Here is a 20628-nt window from a genome sequence, read left to right as displayed (position 1 = left end):
TTGTATGGCTGCCGTCGATTGTTCCTACGACGTCGCCGCACGTTCGGATCACGTCGAGGTCCGCGGCGTCGATGTCGACGACGTCACTGAGGCGCTCGAACTGCTCGAGAAGGTCCGCGCGGTGCAGGCAGACCACGTCGCCGCCCGCCGGGACGACCTGCTGCGCGCGCTGATGGCGGCGAACGTGAGCCTGACGCCACCGGCGTCGCTGGCTCAGGCGCAGCGGCTCGCCACCCACCGCGATGCCCTGCTGACGACCCCGACGTTCAGGTACGAAACGCTGCAGCAGGTGCGTGGCGACAAGGCCGAATCGACCACGCGAACCTGGGTGGCCCGGCGGCGCGAAACCAACCAGCTTTTCACCGTCAGCCACAAGGGCCGCACGCTGATTCCGGCGTTTCAGCTCGATGAGCGTGGTGAACCCCGGACGGAACTACAGCCGATCCTGGCCGCGCTGCGCAATGCCGGTATCGACGGCTGGGCCCTGTGGACCTGGTTGACGAGCCCGACTAGCCTCCTCTCTGGCGAGATCCCCGAGGAGGTGGCCCGCTCCGCACCGGCGCGGGCGCTGCATGCGGCGCAGCGCTTCGCTTCGCCGCCTGCGGCATAACGTGCCGATCGCCGGCGTACCGCCACCGCAGGACATCGCATGCCCGGATCCGGATCGCTGTCCGGTCGCGCCGGAACTGCCGCCGTTGCAGGCTGTTCCGCTCGCTGCGGGCACCACGCTCTTTCGGGTGTACGACGCGGAATGGGGCTACGACGAGCACAATCCCGGATTCGGCGACGCGCGGTTCTCTCCCATCGATGATCCGATCACCAATAAGCGTCTTCCGAGTATGTACCTCGCTGCGACGAGCACCGCGGCCCTCCTGGAAACCGTGTTCCACGATGTCCACCATCGCAGTGGCCGAACCGGGTACGAGCGGGACCTGCTCGGCAAGCTGTTGGCGTACGTTCACGTTCCAGCGAGTGCCACCCTCGGTGACTTACGCGATCCGGAGCTGGAACGAATGGGCCTGTCGCGCGGCGCAGTGGTGGCAGGTTCGGCCGAGCACTATCCATGCACGCGGCGCCTGGCGAGGGCGGCGCTCACCCAGCGACCGGCGGGACAGGCGCTACAGGGGTTCGTGTGGCATTCGCGGCAGTCCGAACTGGCCGGCGAAGAACCCGTGGAGGCCGTCGTGCTGTTCGGCAGTACTCGCTGTCGGGCCGGGCGCGGTAGCTGGAAGCTCGCTCCACCCGGCGTCTCCGCGCTCTACGAAGGTCCGGGGCGGTTACTTGTCGACGAGATCGCCGAACAGCTCCGCGCGGTGATCGAGCGCGACGGCGGTTGATTCGGCAAACAGCACCGCCAGCGGTTGGGGAGCGTTACCCTGGCACCGTTGGACGCGATGCTGCGGCGCCGGATGTTGGTCGCCTACCTGTTGATTCTGTTGGTGTTGTATGCACTCGCCGTCGGTGTCGCCGTCGCGGTGGACACTCCGCCCTCGGATGCCCGCGGCGAAGTCCTGGCGGTGCTGCTGTGTGTTGTCGGAGTGGCTGCAGCCACGCCGCGACCACTGCGGGGCCGGCGGTATGTGACGGCGCTGGGCTGTGCCGGCGCGGCGCCGACAGTCGCGTTGCTGTTCCATGATCAGATCGCCGGCCAGTCGTGGTCGGTAGTGCCGCCGATGTTCATGGCGGTGTTCCTGCACACCTGGCACCGTGGGGCCACCGCGCGGGTCGCATCGGGTGCGATCGCGGTCGCCGCCGCGACTGCGTTGCTCATCGCGCCGGCGCCGGTCCCGATCATGTGGGTGGTGCTGTACGTGGTCTGTATCCCCGGAGCCGGCGAAGTCTACGGACTGGCAAGTTCAGCGCTGTTCGCGATGGCGTTGCATGACCCGCTGACGACGGTATGGAACCGCGCCGGGGTTGAACTGAAAGCGGAGCAGATCATCTCCCGGGCGCGTCGTCGTGGGCGGTCGGTCGCGGTGATCGTGCTCGACGTCGACGATTTCAAGACCATCAACGACCGCGACGGGCATCTCGTCGGGGATGCGGTGTTGGTCGAGCTCACCCGGCGCTGGGCAGCCCGAGTACCGGCATCGGCGGCCCTCGGTCGGGTCGGCGGCGACGAATTCGTGGTCATCGCCAGCTGTGATCAGCACCGTGCTGGGGAACTGGCCGCCGAACTCGTCGACGGACAGGCGGTACACGTCAGCTACGGCGTCGCGGTGGGGCCGGCCGACAAGTGTGACTTCGCGACGCTTTTCGCCGCCGCCGACGCAGATCTCTACCGGCGCAAGCGCAGTCGAAAAGCGGTTCCCGGCCGATAGGCCGTTCTGTCATAACCCGGTTGTCCTGACCCGCTTTGTCGGAGGCCGTTGTTATCTTCCCCGAAACACCGAACGATCAGGGGAGGCATCGTGGGGGAGGCGGATCACGCCGGCGTCGCGGCACTGACGGACGCCTGCATTCGTGAACTCGGAGATCCAGACCGGTGGTTCACGCCGACCGGATATCCGCAATCACTGGCGTTGTGCATCATTGACGCCATCTATTCAACCGGCGCGCGCTATTCGACGGTGGAGAACATCGTCCGGCGTTATCGGGAGTATCGGGCCGCTCAGGACGGGGGCGCCGACACCGACGGAACCGACGAACTGTCGGCCACCATCAGGGAACTCGGCGGACCGCGGCCATGGGCGACCCGGATCGGGAACCTGCGACCCACATCGACAAGCCCGGGCGCTCCCTTGAAAGCCGAAGCGGTCGCCCGGTGCGCAGAATCGTTGACAGCACTGGGTATTCGCAGTACCGCAGATCTGCGTGCCGCCGCGCAGAGCGCGGAAAGCTTCGACTCAGCCAAGCAGGCCTGGTGCGTGATACCGGGCCAGCGGTCCGGAGTCACATGGAATTACGCGCTGATCCTGGCGCAGGTGCCGGCGGTGAAAGCCGACCGGATGGTGGTCAACTTCGTCGCTCGGGCCCTCGATCGTCCACCTGCCAAGGTCGCGCCCGCTCACGCGGCGGCACTTGTCCGCGCAGTGTCGGACAACCAGCGGTGGAACACCATCCGGTTGGACCACGCCATCTGGCGTCGGGAATCCGGTCGGCCCTATCAATCAAGCGAGGGCGGGGAGGATGTCCGCGAACACCATGTGCAGTGAGCGCCGCAGATGCTCCACCTCGGGTAAGGGCTGCACCTGCTGGTAGCCGGTCGTGACGAACAGCGCCAGCCGCGCACGGTGTTCGGCGTCGGTGGCATCGCCGAGGAGGCGTTCCAGGATGTCGAACGTGACCCGGTAGCGCTGTTCGTCGACGGTCGACTGGATCTTGAGCACCTCGCCGTCGCTGTGCGACCAGGCCCGGATGGCCGCCTCGGCGCGGTGGGGGAGTCCGCACGAGAACTCGATGAGTGCGATCATCCCCTGTTCGGCGTCCTCGTGGCGACGGGCGGCTTCGGCCAGCTGCACGGTTCGGTCGTCGAGCCAGAATTCCAGCAGTTCGGTTTTGAAGTTCGCCCAACCGCCGAAGTAGTTGTAGAAGGAGCCGCTCGTCACCTGAAGTCGGCGACACAACGGCGTGATCTTCAGCCCGCCATGGTCATCTTCGGCGAGAATGTCGATGGCCGCCGAGAAGTAGTCCTCCCGCTCGACGATCTTGTGCATGCCCTACCCATCTGTTCGCGTTATTCGGTTATTGTCAACGCTCCCGCGGGGCAGTTGTCGACGGCTTCCCGGGCCGCCGCCCGGTCCTCACCAGCGATCTCGTCGGTGAGGACGATCGCCTGTCCGTCGTCGCTCACCTCGAAGAGGTTGGGCGCGGTCGCTTCACACATGCCGATGCCCGCACATTTGTCGCGATCAACGAATGCTTTCATGTTTCACTCAACTTTCCAGCCGACGCCCCGCGGTGAAGGTCACCGGAAGCTTGGTCAGTCCGTAGGCCCAGTTGGACGGCAGGATTTCGGTGGTGCCGGCGAGTTGGAGGTTCTTCATCCGGCCGAGCACCTCCTCGAAGATGATGCGCAGCTCCAGCCGCGCCAGGCTCGCACCCAGACAGAAGTGCCGGCCACCGCCGCCGAACGCCTGATGGTCGGGTTTGGGGCGGTGGATGTCGAAGGTGTCGGAATCGTCGAACACCGCCTCGTCGCGGGATCCGCTGGCGTACCACATGACGACCTTGTCGCCCTCGGAGATCTTCTGGCCGCCCAGTTCGACGTCGCGGGTGGCGGTGCGGGCGAACCACTGGACCACTGAGGTGTAGCGCAGGATCTCCTCGATCGCGTTGGGAATCAACGCCGCATCGTCATAAAGCTGTTGCAGCGCATCGGGATGCTCGAGCAGGGTGCGCAGCCCGGCGGAGGCGGTGTTGCGGGTGGTGTCGTTGCCGGCGAAGGTCAACAGCCCGAAGAACATCACGATCTCGACGTCGGTGAGCTTCTCGCCGTCGACCTCGGCGTTGCGCAGCCGCATCACCAATGAGTCCTCGACGGCCTCCGTCGTCTGCCGCTCGATCTGTTCGGTGAGGTAGGCGCCCATCTCGTCGAACACCTCGACACCGGTGTTGGGTTCCGGGTCCCGGATCGCCTGTTCGATGGCCTCGGTCCAGTAATAGAACTTCGGCATGTCCTCTTCGGGCGCACCCATCAGTTCCATCAGGATCCCCAGCGGGATCGGCACCGCGATGTCCTCGACGAAATCGCAGCGACCCGCCTCGATGACCTTGTCGATGATGCGGTTCACCCGGGCGCGGATACCGTCCTCCATCTTGGCCACCGCGGCCGGGGTGAACACCCGCGCCAGAATCTTGCGGTAGCGGGTGTGGGTGGGCGGGTCCATGAAGTTCAGCATGTTGGTGAGCACGTCCAGGCTCAGCATCTGATCCGGGTGGATGAACAGCCCGCCCCGGTTGCTGGAGAACGTTTCGGTGTCGTGGCTGACCGTCGCGATATCGGCGTGCCGGAACAACGACCAGTACCCGGGCCCGTACCCCTCGCCGTCGGCGAACTGGTACCAGTGCACCGGCGACTCCGCCCGCATCCGCTTGAACAGATCGTGCGGCGGGCCGTCGACCCACCACTGCGGATCGAAGACGTTGACATGCTTGACATCCCACGTGGTGTCAGTGACCGGCTGGACCGTCATTTCCCCTCCCGGGTTGAGGCCGACATGAACGAAACATAGATTATGTTACGGTTACCTGCATCACAACACAACGTCGGCCGACGGCGGAGCCATAGCACGAAGAATCTGGGGAGTGACGATGACGGAGACCGAACCCAAGGGCTTCTGGATCGACGGCGGCTGGGCGGCCCCGGCCACCTCCGAACGCATCCAGCTCATCGAGGCCAGCACCGGCGACCCGATCACTACGGTCCCGGCGGCCGGTCCGGCCGACGTCGACGCCGCCGTCGGCGCGGCGCGGCGAGCGTTCGATGATCCCACCGGGTGGGCCCACTGGACCGCCGAGCAGCGGCGGGCGGCGATCACCTCGCTGGCCGACGCCCTGACCTCACGGGGTGAGGCGATCGCCAAAGCCGTCAGCACCCAGAACGGCATGCCGATCTCGATCTCGTCGGTCACCGAGGCGGTCATGCCGGCGATGCTGTTGAACTACTACGCCGAACTCGCCGAACAACAACCCGTTGAGGAGAAGCGGACCTCGTTCACCGGTGGCACCACGCTGGTGCGCCGCACCCCGGTAGGCGTGGTCGCGGCGATCGTGCCGTGGAACTTCCCGCAGACCCTGACGTTCTTCAAACTCGCACCGCTGCTGGCGGCGGGCTGCACCGCGGTGATCAAACCGTCGCCGGAAACGGTCCTCGACTCCTACCTGCTGGCCGAGGCGATCGAGGAATCCGACATTCCGGCCGGCGTCGTCAACATCGTTCCCGGCGGCCGGGAGACGGGTGCCTACCTGGTCGAACACCCGGGCGTGGACAAGGTCGCGTTCACCGGGTCGACCGCGGCCGGCCGGGCGATCGGCGAAGCGTGCGGCCGGCTGATCCGCCCGGTGACGCTCGAGCTCGGCGGCAAGTCCGCCTCGATCATCCTGGACGACGCCGACCTGCCGGCCCTGCTCGAACAGTTCTTCGCCGCGACGCTGATGAACAACGGGCAGACCTGCTATCTGGGCACCCGGGTGCTGGCGCCGCGGAGCCGCTATGCCGAAACCGTCGACATCCTCACCGATTTCGCGCGGTCGCTGAAGGTGGGCAACGCGCTGGACGCCGCGACCCAGATCGGTCCGCTGGCCACCGAGAATCAGCAGCGGCGGGTGCAGGGCTACATCGAGAAGGGGCGGGCCGAGGGCGGCCGGATCACCACCGGTGGCGGCCGGCCCGCCGACCTCGACCGGGGCTGGTTCGTCGAGCCGACCGTCTTCGCCGACGTGGCGAACTCCCACACCATCGCCCGGGAGGAGATCTTCGGGCCGGTGCTCACGGTCATTCCCTACACCGATGTCGACGAGGCGGTGGCGATCGCCAACGACTCCGAATTCGGGCTGGGCGGATCGGTGTGGACCTCTGATCCGGAGCGGGGTGTGCAGGTCGCCCGCCGGGTGCAGACCGGCAGCATCGGGGTGAACAACTACACCCTCGACTTCCGCTCACCGTTCGGCGGGGTCAAGGCCAGCGGTCTGGGACGCGAACTCGGGCCCGAGGGGTTGGCCGCCTACCAGCAGCTCACGTCGATCTTCCTGGCCTGAGCGATCTTCCTGCCCTGAAAGGACTGCCCACAGTGAGAATCCAAGCCGCGGTGCTGCGCGGGGAAACCGACCCCTATCAGATCGAGGAACTCGACCTGCCCGATCCGGCGGCGCATCAGATCCTGGTGCGCATCGCCGGAACCGGCCACTGCCACACCGACGTACTGCCCAGGGCGGGAGCGGGATTCGGCACTCCACCGATCGTGGTGGGCCACGAGGGCTCCGGTGTCGTCGAGGCCGTCGGTGCGGCGGTGGACACCGTCGCCGTCGGGGACCACGTGGTGCTCAGCTTCGATTCGTGCGGTACCTGCGGCAGCTGCCTGGCCGCTCACCCGGCGTATTGCGACACCTTCCTGGAGCGCAACCTCGGCGGGCCCGGCGTCGACGGCGCAGCGCAGCTGACCGACGTGGACGGGCAACCGGTGGCTGGGCGGTGGTTCGGGCAGTCGTCGTTCGCCAGCCATGCGGTCGTCGACGCAGCCAACGCTGTGGTGGTGGACAAGGATCTGCCGTTGGAGTTGCTCGGCCCGCTGGGCTGCGGAGTGCAGACCGGCGCCGGGGCGGTGCTCGAGGTGCTGCGCATCGGGCCGGGGGAGAGCATCGTCATCACCGGCACCGGAGCGGTCGGGCTCTCGGCGGTGATGGCCGCCAAGGTCGCCGGCGCGTCGACGATCATCGCCGTCGACCTGAATACCGAAAGACTGGCGTTGGCTGAAGAATTCGGCGCCACCCACACGATCGTCGCCAACACCGGTGAGCTCACCGAGCAGATCCGCGCGATCGTGCCGGGTGGGACGCACTACGGCCTGGACACCACCGGGCTGCCCGCCGTCATCGCCGCTGCGCTGGAGGCCGTCGCGGTGCGGGGAACCATGGGGCTGGTCGGCGTTCAGCAGGGTGAGCTGGCCATCGGCCCGCTCGCGCTGACCATCGGGCGCACCATCACCGGAATCCTGGAGGGGGACGCCGAACCCCGGACCTTCATCCCGCGGCTGATCGAGCTGTGGCGGGCCGGCCGGTTCCCGTTCGACCGGATGATCGAGACCTTCCCGCTGTCGGAGATCAACACCGCCGAACAGCGTGCGCTGGCGGGAGAGATCATCAAACCGGTGCTCATTCCCGGCGCCTGAACTGACGAAGGAGTACGGATGTATCCGGGCACGCATGCGCTGAAAACTCCGGACAAACCGGCGATCATCATGCCCGAGACGGGGGAGACGGTCACCTACGGGCAACTGGACACCCGGTCGCTGCGGTTCGCCCGGCATCTCCACGACGACGGGGTGCGGCCCGGCGACCACATCGCGGTGCTCAGCGACAATCAGGCCCGCGCGTTGGAGATCTACTGGGCCGCGATCCGGTCGGGTCTGTATGTCACCTTCCTCAACTCGCAGTTGAGCGCCGACGAGGTCGCCTACATCGTCAACGACTGTGAGGCAGAGACCTTCATCGTCGCCGAACGCTACGCCGAGACCGCATGCGCAGCTGTGAAGCAGACACCCCGGGTGCGGCGCCGCATCGCCCTGGGACTGGTCGACGGGTTCTCCGATTACGAGGCGCTGCTGGCCGCGGCGTCGTCGGAGCCGCTGCCGGCCCAGCCCTGCGGGGTGGACATGCTGTACTCGTCGGGCACCACCGGGTTTCCGAAGGGCATCAAGCGGCCGCTGCCCGATCGTGCGGTCGACGAGCCGGGGGACCCGGTGACCGCGCTGTTCGCGCCGGTGATGGGATTGGACGCCGACTCGGTGTACCTGTCCCCGGCGCCGGTGTATCACGCCGCACCGTTGCGGTTCATGGCGATGGCGCACCAGATCGGCGCCACCGTGGTGATGATGCGCAAGTTCGACGCCGAGGAGGCGTTGCGGGCCATCGACCGCTACCGGGTGACGCACAGCCAGTGGGTGCCGACGATGTTCATCCGGATGCTCAAACTGGATCCGCAGGTGCGCGAGTCGTACGACGTGTCGACGTTGCGGTGCGCGGTGCACGCGGCGGCGCCGTGCCCGGTCGATGTGAAGAAGGCGATGATCGACTGGTGGGGGCCGATCCTGCTGGAGTACTACTCCTCGACGGAGATGAACGGCGTCACCCTGATCGACAGTGAGGAGTGGCTGCAGCGGCCCGGGTCGGTGGGGCGGCCCCGGCTCGGCATCGTGCGGATCTGCGACGACGACGGGGTGGAGGTCCCCGTCGGCCAGACCGGGACGGTCTACTTCGAGCGGGACGAGGCGCCGTTCGAATACCACAACGACCCGGAGCGCACGGCCGAGACGCGGCATCCCGACCATCCGACCTGGACCACCACCGGCGACATCGGATACGTCGACGAGGACGGCTACCTGTATCTGACCGACCGCAAGTCGTTCACGATCATCTCCGGCGGGGTGAACATCTACCCGCAGGAGATCGAGAACGCGCTGGCGCTGCACCCGGGGGTGTACGACGTCGCGGTGATCGGGGTGCCGGATCCGGAGATGGGCGAATCCGTTCTCGCGGTGGTGCATCCCAGTGAGCAGGCCGGCCCGGACCTGGCCGGGGAACTGGACCGGTTCCTGCGCGAGCGGATCGCGCACTACAAGCTGCCGCGGCGCTACGAGTTCTCCACCGACCTGCCGCGGACACCGACCGGCAAGCTGGTCAAGGGGCGGCTGCGGGAGCGGTACTCGTCGGGGTAGGGGCCCTCATCGTCAGCGGCGCAGCGTCTCGGACGGCGACTCTCCGAACCGGCGTCGATACTCGACCGAGAACCGGCCCAGGTGCATGAATCCGCATTCCAGCGCGACCTCGGTGACGGTGACCTCCGCCGAGGGATCGGCTTCGCTCAGAAGATCTCTTGCCCTCCTGAGGCGTACATCGCGCAGGTAATCCATGGGTGAGCAACCAACGTGCTCCTGGAACCCGCGTTGCAGCGCACGTGCGCTGATTCCCACGTGTGCGGCGAGACGCGCCGTGGTGATGGCTCGATCGGACTCGGATTCGATGTAGTCCAACGCTCGCCTGATCGCCCGCGGCGGCGCCGGCCCGGAGTCCGCGAGAAGTGCGGTGGTGTAGTTGTGCGGCTGCGCGGTCAGGAGACCGGTGAGGATGAGCGACTCCAGTTGTGCCGAGACGAGTGGAAACTTCAGCAGACCGCCATCGCGGTCGAGTTCGGTGATCATCATGTCGATCGCTGCGCGCCAACTGCTTCCGGGGCCGGAGTCGAGCGGCATCCCCAGGGAGAAGTGAAGGGGTGCTTTCACCGGGTGTCCCAGCAGCGACTCGAGGTGCCGGTGCAACACGTCATCGTCGATGCGGACGATGACTTCGGAGCAATGGGCCTCCCATCGCATGGTGCACGGCAGACGCGGATCCGGCATGGAGGCGAGGGCCGAATCCGACACGACTTCTTCGTCGCCGGAGGTGACCGACAGGTACCCTTGGAGCGGAATCTGCACCAAGTGGAATGGTTCGGACGGCGGTGGGACGTCTATCCGGACCGGTGCGCCGTAGGTCACCCAGACCAGCTTTATGCTCCCGGCCGCCTGTGCCCGAACCGACGCATCGAGCCCCGACCCTTTGCGCACGTCGAGACCGTGCGGACAGAAGATGTCGGCGACTGCCGCCCGGATCTGATCGCGGTCGCGGACGCGGCCCAGTTCGAGCAATGGGCCATCCTTCATCGCAGTGAACCTCCATAGCCCGCGGTGATGAGCATTTGCTGATCTTTGCGAATCAACCGCCTGCTGTGTGGAGCGAAGTATAGGGCTCAGCCGGTTCTCTGTAAATCGAATGGCACCATACGGGCGTCCCGCTGGGAACGTGACACTCGACCATGGATGCGCTGGTCAGAGGCATTTTCGCGCGATCCGCAGCGAACGGCGGGGCCGGAATGACGCTGAACGGACAACGGTGGCGTTGTGTGGATAGCCGTGCGAGTGCCGGATGCCGACCCCGTTCGGCCGGCGCCTGCGGAACAGAATTTGCGCACCGCACATGAAACCGCACATGAATCGGCCGGCAGGCCGACAGCTGACGCTGGCCGGATAACCGCGCCGCCGGCCGGATAGCAGCGTCGGCGACGGCCGCGTTGACTCTGACCAGGGTCACGCACACACCGCTTCGGACGCCGTGATCGACAGCGAACCAGGAGGAGTGATCGATGGGCGAATACATTGCCGTCCAAACCAAATCGGGTGACACCTACGACGCGTACCTGGCCGTGCCCGAACAGGGGTCCGGGCCCGGACTGGTGCTCCTGCAGGAGATCTTCGGGGTCAATGGCTACATGCGTGACATGGCCGATCGCTTCGCCCAGGAAGGCTATGTCGCCATCGTGCCTGACCTGTTCTGGCGCTCTGAGCGCCGCGTCGAGTTGGAATACGACGAGGCAGGGGTGGCCAGGGGTCTGCAACTGGCCGGGGAGCTGGACTTCGCCCTCGCCGTCGACGATATCGATGACGCGGTGACAGCCTTGCGTGCCCTACCCGGCCAAGCGGGGGGCGTGGGGGTCCTCGGCTACTGTATGGGGGGCCTGCTGGCATACCTGTCCGCGTTGACGTTGCAGATCGATTGTGCGGTCAGCTATTACGGGGTCGGCGTTCACGAGTATCTCGGTCGGGCCGCGGAGTTGCAGGTGCCGATGGTGTTCCATCTGGCCGAACTCGACGCGTTCTGCCCGGAGCCGGCACGCCGGGCCATTCGGAACGCCTTCGCCGGAAACGACCGGGTTCGGGTCTACGAATATCCCGAAGTCGACCATGCGTTCGCCACTCACGGCCGCGACAGCTTCGACCCGGTGAGCACCGCGATGGCGTATTCACGCACCCTGGAGTTGCTCCGGCAAACGATCGGGCCCCGCTACGATCTGTCCGCGCTCTGGGACCAGCACATCCATCACGAGTTCGTGACACGGGATGTACCCGCCACGATGGCGACGATGGTCGACGAACCCTACGTCAACCACGTTCCCACTCTCACCGGCGGTGTCGGGAAGACGGACCTCGCGAGGTTCTACGCAGACCATTTCGTGCATGCCAACCCCGCGGACATGCGGGCCATCCCCGTCTCCCGGACGGTAGGGGCCGATCGGATAGTCGAGGAGCAGGTGCTCTGTTTCACCCACGACCGGGAGATCGACTGGATGCTGCCCGGCGTGGCACCCACCGGCCGATACGTCGAGATCCCGTTGGTGGCCGTCGTGACGTTCCGGGGCGACAAGCTCTACAACGAGCACATCTACTGGGATCAGGCCAGTGTCCTCGCTCAACTCGGACTGCTCGACCCGTCAGGTCTGCCGGTGGCCGGCGTCGGGCAAAGCCGGAAGTTGCTCGACAAGACGTTGCCGTCCAACGAGCTCATACCGAACTGGGCGACCGGTGTGCCCGTTCCGACGCCCTGAACCGGACAACCGATGGAGAGAACCGAATTGCCCACCCAGCCGCATCACCCGGGAGATCGTCATGACTGAGACCGCCGCAATGATCGATGCAGCAGCCGGAATGCCGGTGTTCCCGACGTCCGACGGCTCCCGTATTCCCTACGAGGTCTACAGTTCCCAGGCGGTCTATGACCGCGAGCAGGAACGGTTGTTCCGCGGGCCGATCTGGAACTTCCTCGCCCTGGAGGCGGAGCTTCCCAACCCGTTCGACTTCAAGAGCACTTTCGTCGGCGACACGCCCGTCGTGGTGACCCGTGACGGTGAGGGCCGGTTGGCGGCGTGGGTCAATCGGTGCGCCCATCGCGGCGCAACCGTGTGCCGGGAGCAGACCGGCAACACCCGTAGTCACGTGTGCGTCTACCACCAGTGGAGCTACAACGCGGCCGGCGATCTGGAGGGTGTGCCGTTCCGCCGCGGTGCGAACGGCACGGGAATGCCGAAATCGTTTGATCCCACACAGAACGGCCTGCAGAAGCTGAGGGTCGAAAGTTACCGCGGGCTGGTCTTCGGCACATTCGATGAGGCCACTCCGGACTTACTCGCCTATCTCGGCAACCAGACGCCGGGGCTGGACCGGATCTTCCACAAGCCGATCGAATATCTCGGGTGTACCCGCCAGCGCATACGGGGGAACTGGAAGCTCTATCTGGAGAACGTCCGCGACGGCTATCACGCGTCGCTGCTCCATGCCTTTCACAGCACCTTCAACCTGGTGCGCAGCGGGCAACGGGTCAAGATCGTGGTCGGGGACACCCATGAGGTCCACAACTGCGGCGACCTCTTCTACACCGAGGACCCGACCAAGGGTGCGGCCTACGCGAACGTGACCTCGTTCAAGGAGGGTCTGCGGCTGGAGAACCCCGAACTGGTGGAGAACTGGCAGGAATTCGACGAGATCATCACCAACCACCTCCAGTGCATCTTCCCGCAACTCGTCGTGATGCAGATCCAGAACGTGCTCGCCGTCCGGAACGTGCTACCCAAAGGGGTCGACGAGTTCGAGCTGATCTTCAACTTCTTCGGCTACGCCGACGACACTCCCGAGATGCGACGACACCGCATCGCGCAGTTCAACCTCGTCGGTCCGGCGGGCCTGATCTCGATGGAGGACGGCGAGGCGATCGAACTCGTTCAGCGAGCCACGGCGGTCGGCCCGGCCGGCGAAGCGATAGCCCTCATGGCGCTGGAGGCCGATGAGGAACACCGGAATCAACATCCCATATCGGAGGACGCGATCCGCCGATTCTGGGTCGGCTACCAGAAACTGATGGGGCTCTGAGATGGACGACATCACCCTCCGACATGAACTGCAGGATCTGGAGAATCGTTACATCCGCGCCATCGACGACGATCGGCTTGAAGACTGGCCCGACTTCTTCACCGACGACGCCACCTACGAGATTCTGCCGCGGGAGAACGTACGCGCCGGCAGACCCGCCGGGGTCATGCACTGCTTCGGCAGGGCGATGATGCGTGACCGCATCGTGTCGCTGCGGAAGGCCAACATCTTCGAGGCCCAGACATATCGGCATTTCGTGTCCGGCCTCGAAATCGTGTCGCAGTCGTCTGACCGGGTTTCCACCCGTTCGAACTATCTGGTCATCCGTACCTTGTCGGGCCTGGACGCCGAGGTGTTCCAGGTGGGGTCATACGAGGACGAGGTGGTGCGTACCCCCGACGGTTGGCGCTACGCGACCAAGCGTGCGATCTTCGAGAACGCGCGTGTCAAGACGTTGCTGGTCATCCCGGTATGAGCGGCGAGCACACCGACACCCTGCGCTGGGTTCGCGCAGCGTGTCTGGACGACGTACCCGGTGATGAACCGCTCGGCCTCGTGGTCGACGGTATCGAGATCGCACTGTTCAACGATGACGGCCGCATCTTCGCGTTGGCTGACAGATGCACGCACGGCGATGCCAGACTCTCCGACGGCTACATCGAAGACGGATGCATAGAGTGTCCACTCCACCAGGCGCTCTTCGACCTCGCCACCGGTGAGGTACGGAGAGGACCGGCTTTCGAACCGGTGCGGTCCTTCGAGATCCGCATCGACGGCGACGACATCATCGTGGGCCTCTGAGGGATGAACCGGTGAACCGAGGGCATCGTGACGGGGGACTCCCATCATGCGGTCGGTGGTGATCGTCGGAGCCTCGCTCGCCGGCCTGTCATCCGCACGCGCCCTGCGCGAGCAGGGTTTCGACGGACGGATCAGCATCGTCGGCGACGAGGTTCATCGCCCGTATGACCGGCCACCGTTGTCCAAGGAGTTCCTGGCGGGTGCCGACGAGCGGCTTACGCTGGAAACCCCCGACGACGCCGCGCTCGAAATCGATTGGCGCCTCGGCTCCGCCGCCGTCGCCATGGATTGTCGGCACCGCTCGATCACCTTGGCCTGCGGCGAGGAACTGGTCGCCGACGGGGTCGTGGTCGCCACCGGGGCGTCGGCGATCGCCCTGCCCGGTACGCGAGGTATAGCGGGCATACACGTTCTCCGCAGCCTCGACGATGCACGAGCACTCCGGGACGAGCTGGCCGGAGGGACCCGTGTCGCGATCGTCGGTGCCGGGTTCCTCGGCAGTGAGATCGCGTCCACTGCCGTCGGATTGGGCGCGGAGGTCACTCTCATCGAGGCGGCCGGAACCCCATTGCAGCGTGTGCTGGGTTCACGCATCGGCGGGCTTCTGGCGAACCTGCACGTACGCGCCGGCGCTGAGTTGATCACCGGTGCGACGGTGGCCGGCTTCGCCACCCGTGCAGGAAGAGTCGCGGGAGTCGAGTTGTGTGACGGTCGCAGGGTCGCAAGTGACGTTGTCGTGGTCAGCATCGGTTCGACTCCCAACATCGGATGGTTGAGCGGAAGCGGTGTCGAACTCGCCAACGGAGTCGTCACCGACCAGCGGGGAGTCACCTCGATCCCCGGAGTCGTCGCGGTGGGGGACTGCGCAGCCGTCCGAGATTGCGCGACAGGAGAGTTCACCCGTGCGGAACACTGGACCGCCGCAGCCACCCGGCCGGCCATCGCGGTGAAGGCGTTGCTCAGCGGAGGAACGTCCGCCGACACCTTCGATCCGGTGCCCTACGTGTGGTCGGAGCTGTACCGGCAGCGAATCCAGTTCGCCGGCCATCAGGCACCTGACTGCGAGATCGAGATCGTGGACGGTGATCCCGCAGATGGCCCCTTCGTCGCGGTGTACCGGAGAGCCGGAGAGCCGCAGGCGGTGCTCGCGGTGTCGTCACCGCGTTCATTCGGCAAGTGGCGCCGACAGCTTCGCGGGGAGGCGATGAGCCACCGAAACGATCGACGTCCTGAGGACAGTCGTAGCGTTGCTCGGATAGTGCGGCCGCCCACCCCGAACTAGCGTCGACGAAAGCACTGCTCACAGACGTGAAGAGGAATGGTAGATGACTTCGGACAGAGTTCTCGTTTTCGGTGCGGCCGGCCACCTGGGACTACCGGTGGCGCGCTGGATCTCCTACCACGATCCTGCGGTACAGCTCCGACTCGCCACCCGGAACAACAAGAGTCGCATGAGCCTCGCCCGGGAGTTCCCTGACGCGGAGATCATCGCCGCGGACTACCTCGACGCCGACGCCATGAAGGCCGCACTCGACGGGGTCTCTGCGGTATTCGTTGTCACACCGGACTTCCTGGACGAGAAGCAAGCCATGGAGAACCTGGTGGCGGGCGCACGGGCGGCCGGAGACATGCGCGTGATCGTCAGGATCCAAGGCGTCCTTCCGAACGTCAAGCCCTCCGATGTCCCGCAGGACATGCGCGATCTGGGCGGTCCCGCAACCCAGCATTTCGTCGCTCGTTCGATTTTGAACGACAGCGGGCTGCCTGTGGTCCATCTCAACATGGTCGCGTATCTCACGGATGATCTGTTGCGGTGGGGCAATCCGATCCGTGAGTATGACCTGCTGTCCATGCCCTACAACCGGAGAGCCGCCTGGGTCGATCCCGCTGATGTCGGGGAAGCCGCGGCCCGGATCATACTCAGCCACGACGACCGGCACATCGGTCACCAGTACGACGTCGACAACGGCCACGATGTGCTGGAGTTCGACGAGGTGGCCAGAATGCTGAGTGACGTGCTGCAGCGCCGGATCGGTTATGACGACAGCGTCGAAACCTGGCGGAAGCTGATGGGCGCGCGTTACAACCAGTTGTGGCGCGGCGGTGAAGAATACTTCCTCAAGTTCTACGAGTTCGAGCAGCACAGGGAGTTCGCTGCGCGGACCTCGGGCACGCTGGGCTGGCTGTTGCAGCGGCCGCCGCTCACGCTCCGGGCGTGGATGCAGATCAATGCCGCAAACCTGGCTCCGCTGCCCTCCCAGTCCGGGTCGAGCGGACGGTAACACGCTCGGTCAGCCATTCACATCGACAAACCACAGAGGGGATGGTCGTGGAACCAGCGATGGTGCGGGACCGGGCCGGCGCCTGTGAACGGTCGCTGCTGTGGCCTCGGTTCGAGACCCGCGCAGATCTCAAGGAAGTCGAAGCAGTACCACTGGAGAAACGGGGCCTGCCCGCCAGTTCCTATGCAGCGCTCGAAAGAGCAGCAGACATGTGGGCCGATCGAGAAGCGGTCACCGTGCTGCCGAGCACCGAGGACATCGACAACGCCCAGACGCGCACGTTCTCCACATTGTTGACGGACGTTCGGCGGGTCGCCAATCTCCTGACTGCCTCCGGGGTCGGACGCGAATCATCGGTGGGGCTGATGTCGCCCAACAACGCTGAACTGATCACCGCACTACTTGCCGCACAGGCGGCCGGCATCGCGGTTCCGGTGAACCCCAGTCTCGCACCAGAACACGTGACCCACCTGCTGCGACGCGGTGCCGTCCGGCACTTGATCGCAGCCGGGCCCGAGGTCGACCCTCAAATGTGGGACAAGGCAAGGGCGGCCGCAGCAGAGATCGGGGCAGAGGCGATCTGGGCGCTGCGGCCCACCGGGGCCACGGGAAGGCCCCCTGAACTCGGAACTCTTGCCGGAGTGAAGGTCGAGTACCTCAGTCACGCCATATCAGGCATCGGCGGTGACACGCTGGACGCGGAACCTCCGGAGGCGAACAATCTCGCCGCGTTCTTCCACACGGGCGGCACGACCGGAGTGCCGAAACTGGCCGCACACCTGCATGCGAACGAGATCGCCGACGCCTGGATGATGGCCCTGAACGACGCGGTGCCGGACGACGCGGTGTTCTTCGCAGCCCTGCCTCTGTTCCACGTGAACGCCCTCATCGTCACGGTGCTGGCGCCGATGCTGCGGGGCCAGCATGTCGTGTGGGCGGGCCCGCTCGGCTATCGAGAACCGCAGATATATGAGCGCCTCTGGAGAATCGTCGAGCGGTACGAAGTTGCCGTCCTCTCCGGAGTGCCGACGACATACGCCGCGCTGAGCCGGGTTGCGGTCGACGCGGACATCAGCAGCCTGCGATTCGGCCTCGTCGGCGCCAGCCCGTTGCCGGCGGCCGTCCGCGACGCGTTCCAGAACCGAACGGGTGTGCCGTTGTGCGAGGGATACGGACTCACCGAAGCGACGTGTGCGACAACGAGAAACTTCGTCAGCGACCCCCGCCCAGGATGGGTTGGCCAGCGACTGCCCTACCAGAGGGTGAAAGCCATTGAGATAGACCGTGAAACCGGAAAATGGAAAGACCTGCCACCGAATACGGTGGGAAACCTGGCGATCAGCGGACCGACGGTCTTCCCGGGTTATGTCATCGGCAATGTCGACGGCCGTCCGGTCCTCGACACTCTGGGGAAGGTCGTCGACGGATGGCTGGACACCGGTGACCTCGCCTGCGTCGATGAGTACGGCTACGTCCAGCTGAGAGGCCGCGCGAAGGACGTGATCATCCGGGGAGGGCACAACATCGACCCCGCGACGATCGAAGACGCGCTCCTCACACATCCTGCGGTCACAGGTGCTGCGGCAGTGGGGCGTCCGCATCCCGTCTCCGGTGAGGTGCCGGTCGCATACGTCACGATCGACAACGGCTCGTCTGTCACCGAGGATGACCTGATCGCCTGGGCGGCGAGCCGGGTCCCTGAGCCCGCGGCGATACCCAAGAGCATCACTCGAGTCGACGAGTTGCCCGTGACCGCGGTGGGAAAGCCGACGAAAGTCCCGCTGCGGCTGACCGAGACCCGCATCGCAGTGCGTGAGGCGCTGTCGACCTTCGGGATCCAGAACGTCGCCGTATCGAGCAGTCTCTCCGACGGAGACATCCATGTGCGGTTGAGCGCACAAGATCATGAACATGTGGATTGGGATGCGGTCGAATTCGCACTCCAGCCGTTCACCTTCAGTTGGGAGCTCCCACGATGACCATGCCACCCTCCCGGAGCCATCGATGAGCGTCGCGAACACCCGTGACGATGCCTCCGAAATCCGCGCGCAGATCGAAGTGCTGGTGGCCGAATTCGCCTGGCGTATCGACCACAGATCCGGTCACGGAGTCGCCGACCTGTTCACGCCCCAGGGTCGATACATGGCGGAGGGAGAGGCGTTCGACCTTCAGGGCCGGGATCAGATCCAGGATTTCTACGAACGCCGCAGAGCCGCCGGTCCACGCACATCGCGGCACCTGTTCTCCAATCTGCATCTCGAACACGTCGACGGTGATTGTGCGCACGGCGTGTGTGTGCTCACGCTGCACGCCGCGAACGGCCGACCTCCACATCCGCTGAAGCCGGTCCTGATCGCCGACTACTCCGACACGTATCGACGGACCTCCGACGGTGTGTGGCGTTTCGAAAGTCGGGTCGTGACACCACTATTCGGATCCGTTCCGAAGTTCGGATCGAGGAAGAACTGACATGTTCGACATCGCCAGAATCGTACTGACGGTCGTGATCCTCGGCTTCAGCGCCGTGCCGGCATACGCGGACTTCAACAAGACTCACGCGACGAACCCGAAGTGGACGCCGCACGCGCGCTACCACGTGGTGTGGCAGGTCGCGAGCTATATCGGAATAGGACTGGTGGCGCTCGGCCTGCTGTGGATACCCGGAGCAGGATCCGTGCTGCGGGCGTATCTCGCGGCACTCCTGGCGCTCTGCGTCTACGGCGGATTCTACGTGGCGGCAGCGTCGATGCGTCTGTATGGCGGGCGGTTGTACGACGACAACGGCTATCCGCCTGTCCCCGTGAAGGTGATGGGGCGCGAGCGACGGATCGATCTGAATGTCACCGTGTTCTCGACGTTCGTCCTCCTCGGTTTGTGCGGGGTGGGACTGGTTGCCGCCAGCTGATGTCCGAACGTGACGATCCACCGCCTTTCCCGGCGGTTCTCATCCAAGAGGAGTGCTGAAGATGTCCACAGACGTCGTCGCGCAGACCGAATCACTCGCTGATCTGGTGCGCCCCCTACTGCCGGCGATAGGAGCCCGCGCAGTCGACGCCGAACGCCTCCGGAGTGTTCCGGCCGAGAGCGTCGAGGACCTCCGCCGGGTAGGGTTCCTGACCGCATTGGTTCCAGCGCGGTTCGGCGGCGGCGAGCGCAGCCCTGCCGAGGTCGCCGAGGCAACGCGATTGCTCTCGGGCGCGTGTACGTCGACGGCTTGGGCGATGCAGCTGCTCACCGTGCACGCTCACACGATCGCCAGTTACAGTCCGCAGCTTCAGGATGAGATATGGGGCGGCGGGCCCGACACCTTGGTCTGCTCGTCGGTGGCACCGATCGGCAAGAGCGAGCAGGTCGCCGGCGGGATCCGGCTGAGCGGTCGCTATGCGTGGTCGAGTGGGTGTGAACACGCCCACTGGGCGATGCTCGGTCTGCTGTTGCCCGGCATCGACGGCGTGCCGGAGCCACACCTGGCGGTTGTGCCGAGGAGCGACTACACGATCCAGGACACCTGGTACTCCATGGGACTGAAAGGCACAGGAAGCCACGACCTCGTCGTCGAGGACGCCTTTGTCCCCAGTTATCGGATCGAGTCGTTCAGCGCGTTGAACCACGGAACGGCACGAGGTTTCGGCACTCATGCCGCGCCGATTTACCGCCTTCCCTTCGCTCCGGTCTTCGCGATCGGTTTCAGTGCGATCGCGCTCGGAGCGGCTGAAGCGATGCGCGACCTCTACAAGGAGCGCCTGGCATCTCGGGTACGGGCATACACCGGCGCGAAGGTCGCCGAGTCTGCGCCGGCACTCATGCGCCTGGCGGAATCCGAACATGAGTTGCGATCGGCGTACCGCATGCTGCGCCAGGACTGGAATGACCTGGATGCGTTGGCGAATTCCGGGCGGCTGGCGACGGCCGACGAGTTGGTGAACTGGCGTACCAACCAGTCGTATGTGACGAATGTCTGCGTTCGCGCCGCCGACCGGTTGTTCGAGGCATCCGGCGGCGCAGCTGTCCGTGACGAGAACCCCATGCAGCGGTTCTGGCGGGATATCCATGCCGGCGCCGCACACGCCTATTCCGACTATGACGTCGCCGCCCAAGTGCTCGGTTCGCACATGGCGCAGGTCGCCGTCGACGGCATCTTCTAGGAGCTG

Annotated in this window: 21 protein-coding genes; 17 read left to right on the top strand and 4 right to left on the bottom strand. The window is 65.6% G+C overall.

Going from position 1 to position 20628, the window contains the following annotated elements; genetic code table 11:
* The first annotated feature begins 4 nt into the window (after positions 1-4).
* From CKW28_RS12410 to CKW28_RS12395, 4 genes are all read left to right on the top strand, one after another.
* Positions 5-610: a hypothetical protein gene (locus CKW28_RS12410; RefSeq protein ID WP_003923558.1), complete on the top strand. Its 606-nt coding sequence runs from the start codon at positions 5-7 to the stop codon at positions 608-610.
* Entirely contained in the window at positions 573-1337 is a 765-nt protein-coding gene (locus CKW28_RS12405; protein ID WP_197700586.1) for an RES domain-containing protein, read from the top strand. Before CKW28_RS12410 ends, CKW28_RS12405 begins: the two co-directional genes overlap by 38 nt.
* Before the next feature lie 57 nt (positions 1338-1394).
* Positions 1395-2321, top strand: a complete 927-nt coding sequence (locus CKW28_RS12400; protein WP_234785022.1) for a GGDEF domain-containing protein — start codon at positions 1395-1397, stop codon at positions 2319-2321.
* 90 nt (positions 2322-2411) lie between these two features.
* Entirely contained in the window at positions 2412-3155 is a 744-nt protein-coding gene (locus CKW28_RS12395; RefSeq protein ID WP_003923555.1) for a DUF8548 family protein, read from the top strand.
* Here the strand turns inward: CKW28_RS12395 and CKW28_RS12390 are convergent.
* Genes CKW28_RS12390 through CKW28_RS12380 form a run of 3 tightly spaced genes read right to left on the bottom strand, consistent with a single transcriptional unit; the run spans position 3111 to position 5135 of the window.
* Positions 3111-3656, bottom strand: a complete 546-nt coding sequence (locus CKW28_RS12390; RefSeq protein WP_003923554.1) for a TetR/AcrR family transcriptional regulator — start codon at positions 3654-3656, stop codon at positions 3111-3113. The two genes, CKW28_RS12395 and CKW28_RS12390, sit on opposite strands and share 45 nt — an antisense overlap.
* Positions 3657-3676: 20 nt before the next feature.
* Positions 3677-3868: a ferredoxin gene (locus CKW28_RS12385; RefSeq protein ID WP_040545881.1), complete on the bottom strand. Its 192-nt coding sequence runs from the start codon at positions 3866-3868 to the stop codon at positions 3677-3679.
* Between the two features lie 7 nt (positions 3869-3875).
* The gene (locus tag CKW28_RS12380; protein WP_003923552.1) at positions 3876-5135 is read right to left on the bottom strand and encodes a cytochrome P450; all 1260 of its coding nucleotides are present in this window, start codon (positions 5133-5135) and stop codon (positions 3876-3878) included.
* A 118-nt stretch (positions 5136-5253) separates the two neighbouring features.
* On the opposite strand from CKW28_RS12380, the gene CKW28_RS12375 reads away from it, so the two are divergent.
* The 3 genes from CKW28_RS12375 to CKW28_RS12365 are packed head-to-tail and all read left to right on the top strand — an operon-like array spanning position 5254 to position 9374.
* Positions 5254-6699 carry an aldehyde dehydrogenase gene (locus CKW28_RS12375; protein ID WP_003923551.1) on the top strand — a complete coding sequence of 482 codons (1446 nt, stop codon included), beginning with the start codon at positions 5254-5256 and terminating at the stop codon, positions 6697-6699.
* 32 nt (positions 6700-6731) lie between these two features.
* Entirely contained in the window at positions 6732-7829 is a 1098-nt protein-coding gene (locus CKW28_RS12370) for an NAD(P)-dependent alcohol dehydrogenase (protein ID WP_003923550.1), read from the top strand.
* 18 nt (positions 7830-7847) lie between these two features.
* On the top strand, positions 7848-9374 hold the full coding sequence (locus CKW28_RS12365; RefSeq protein ID WP_003923549.1) for an acyl-CoA synthetase: 1527 nt from the start codon (positions 7848-7850) through the stop codon (positions 9372-9374).
* Between the two features lie 12 nt (positions 9375-9386).
* On the opposite strand, the gene CKW28_RS12360 is transcribed toward CKW28_RS12365, so the two are convergent.
* Entirely contained in the window at positions 9387-10343 is a 957-nt protein-coding gene (locus CKW28_RS12360) for an AraC family transcriptional regulator (protein WP_003923548.1), read from the bottom strand.
* A 494-nt stretch (positions 10344-10837) separates the two neighbouring features.
* Between CKW28_RS12360 and CKW28_RS12355 the strand changes: the two genes are divergently transcribed.
* The 10 genes from CKW28_RS12355 (at position 10838) to CKW28_RS12310 (ending at position 20622) form a co-directional block, all read left to right on the top strand.
* The gene (locus CKW28_RS12355) at positions 10838-12076 is read left to right on the top strand and encodes a dienelactone hydrolase family protein (RefSeq protein WP_003923547.1); all 1239 of its coding nucleotides are present in this window, start codon (positions 10838-10840) and stop codon (positions 12074-12076) included.
* 61 nt (positions 12077-12137) lie between these two features.
* Positions 12138-13394, top strand: a complete 1257-nt coding sequence (locus CKW28_RS12350; protein ID WP_040545877.1) for a Rieske 2Fe-2S domain-containing protein — start codon at positions 12138-12140, stop codon at positions 13392-13394.
* Position 13395: 1 nt separating this feature from the next.
* Positions 13396-13869, top strand: coding sequence for an anthranilate 1,2-dioxygenase small subunit AndAd (gene andAd / locus CKW28_RS12345; protein ID WP_003923545.1), 474 nt, complete (start codon positions 13396-13398; stop codon positions 13867-13869).
* Complete coding sequence (locus CKW28_RS12340) at positions 13866-14195, top strand: non-heme iron oxygenase ferredoxin subunit (RefSeq protein WP_003923544.1); 330 nt, start codon at positions 13866-13868, stop codon at positions 14193-14195. The genes andAd and CKW28_RS12340 overlap by 4 nt, the downstream gene beginning before the upstream one ends.
* A 46-nt stretch (positions 14196-14241) precedes the next feature.
* Positions 14242-15477 carry an NAD(P)/FAD-dependent oxidoreductase gene (locus CKW28_RS12335; RefSeq protein WP_003923543.1) on the top strand — a complete coding sequence of 412 codons (1236 nt, stop codon included), beginning with the start codon at positions 14242-14244 and terminating at the stop codon, positions 15475-15477.
* A 43-nt stretch (positions 15478-15520) separates the two neighbouring features.
* On the top strand, positions 15521-16477 hold the full coding sequence (locus CKW28_RS12330) for an NmrA family NAD(P)-binding protein (RefSeq protein WP_081475402.1): 957 nt from the start codon (positions 15521-15523) through the stop codon (positions 16475-16477).
* Between the two features lie 59 nt (positions 16478-16536).
* Entirely contained in the window at positions 16537-18456 is a 1920-nt protein-coding gene (locus CKW28_RS12325; RefSeq protein WP_081475403.1) for an acyl-CoA synthetase, read from the top strand.
* Positions 18383-18946 (top strand): nuclear transport factor 2 family protein, encoded by a 564-nt coding sequence (locus CKW28_RS12320; protein ID WP_308210514.1) that lies wholly within the window; start codon positions 18383-18385, stop codon positions 18944-18946. Before CKW28_RS12325 ends, CKW28_RS12320 begins: the two co-directional genes overlap by 74 nt.
* A gap of 1 nt (position 18947) precedes the next feature.
* A complete protein-coding gene (locus CKW28_RS12315; protein WP_003923539.1) occupies positions 18948-19382 on the top strand; it encodes a DUF6640 family protein in 435 nt (144 codons plus the stop codon).
* Positions 19383-19443: 61 nt separating this feature from the next.
* Positions 19444-20622, top strand: a complete 1179-nt coding sequence (locus tag CKW28_RS12310) for a flavin-dependent monooxygenase (RefSeq protein ID WP_040545899.1) — start codon at positions 19444-19446, stop codon at positions 20620-20622.
* Positions 20623-20628: the final 6 nt, after the last annotated feature.

This window comes from Mycolicibacterium thermoresistibile, from assembly GCF_900187065.1.
Lineage (GTDB): Bacteria > Actinomycetota > Actinomycetes > Mycobacteriales > Mycobacteriaceae > Mycobacterium > Mycobacterium thermoresistibile.
This window is presented reverse-complemented; position numbering and strand designations above follow the sequence as displayed.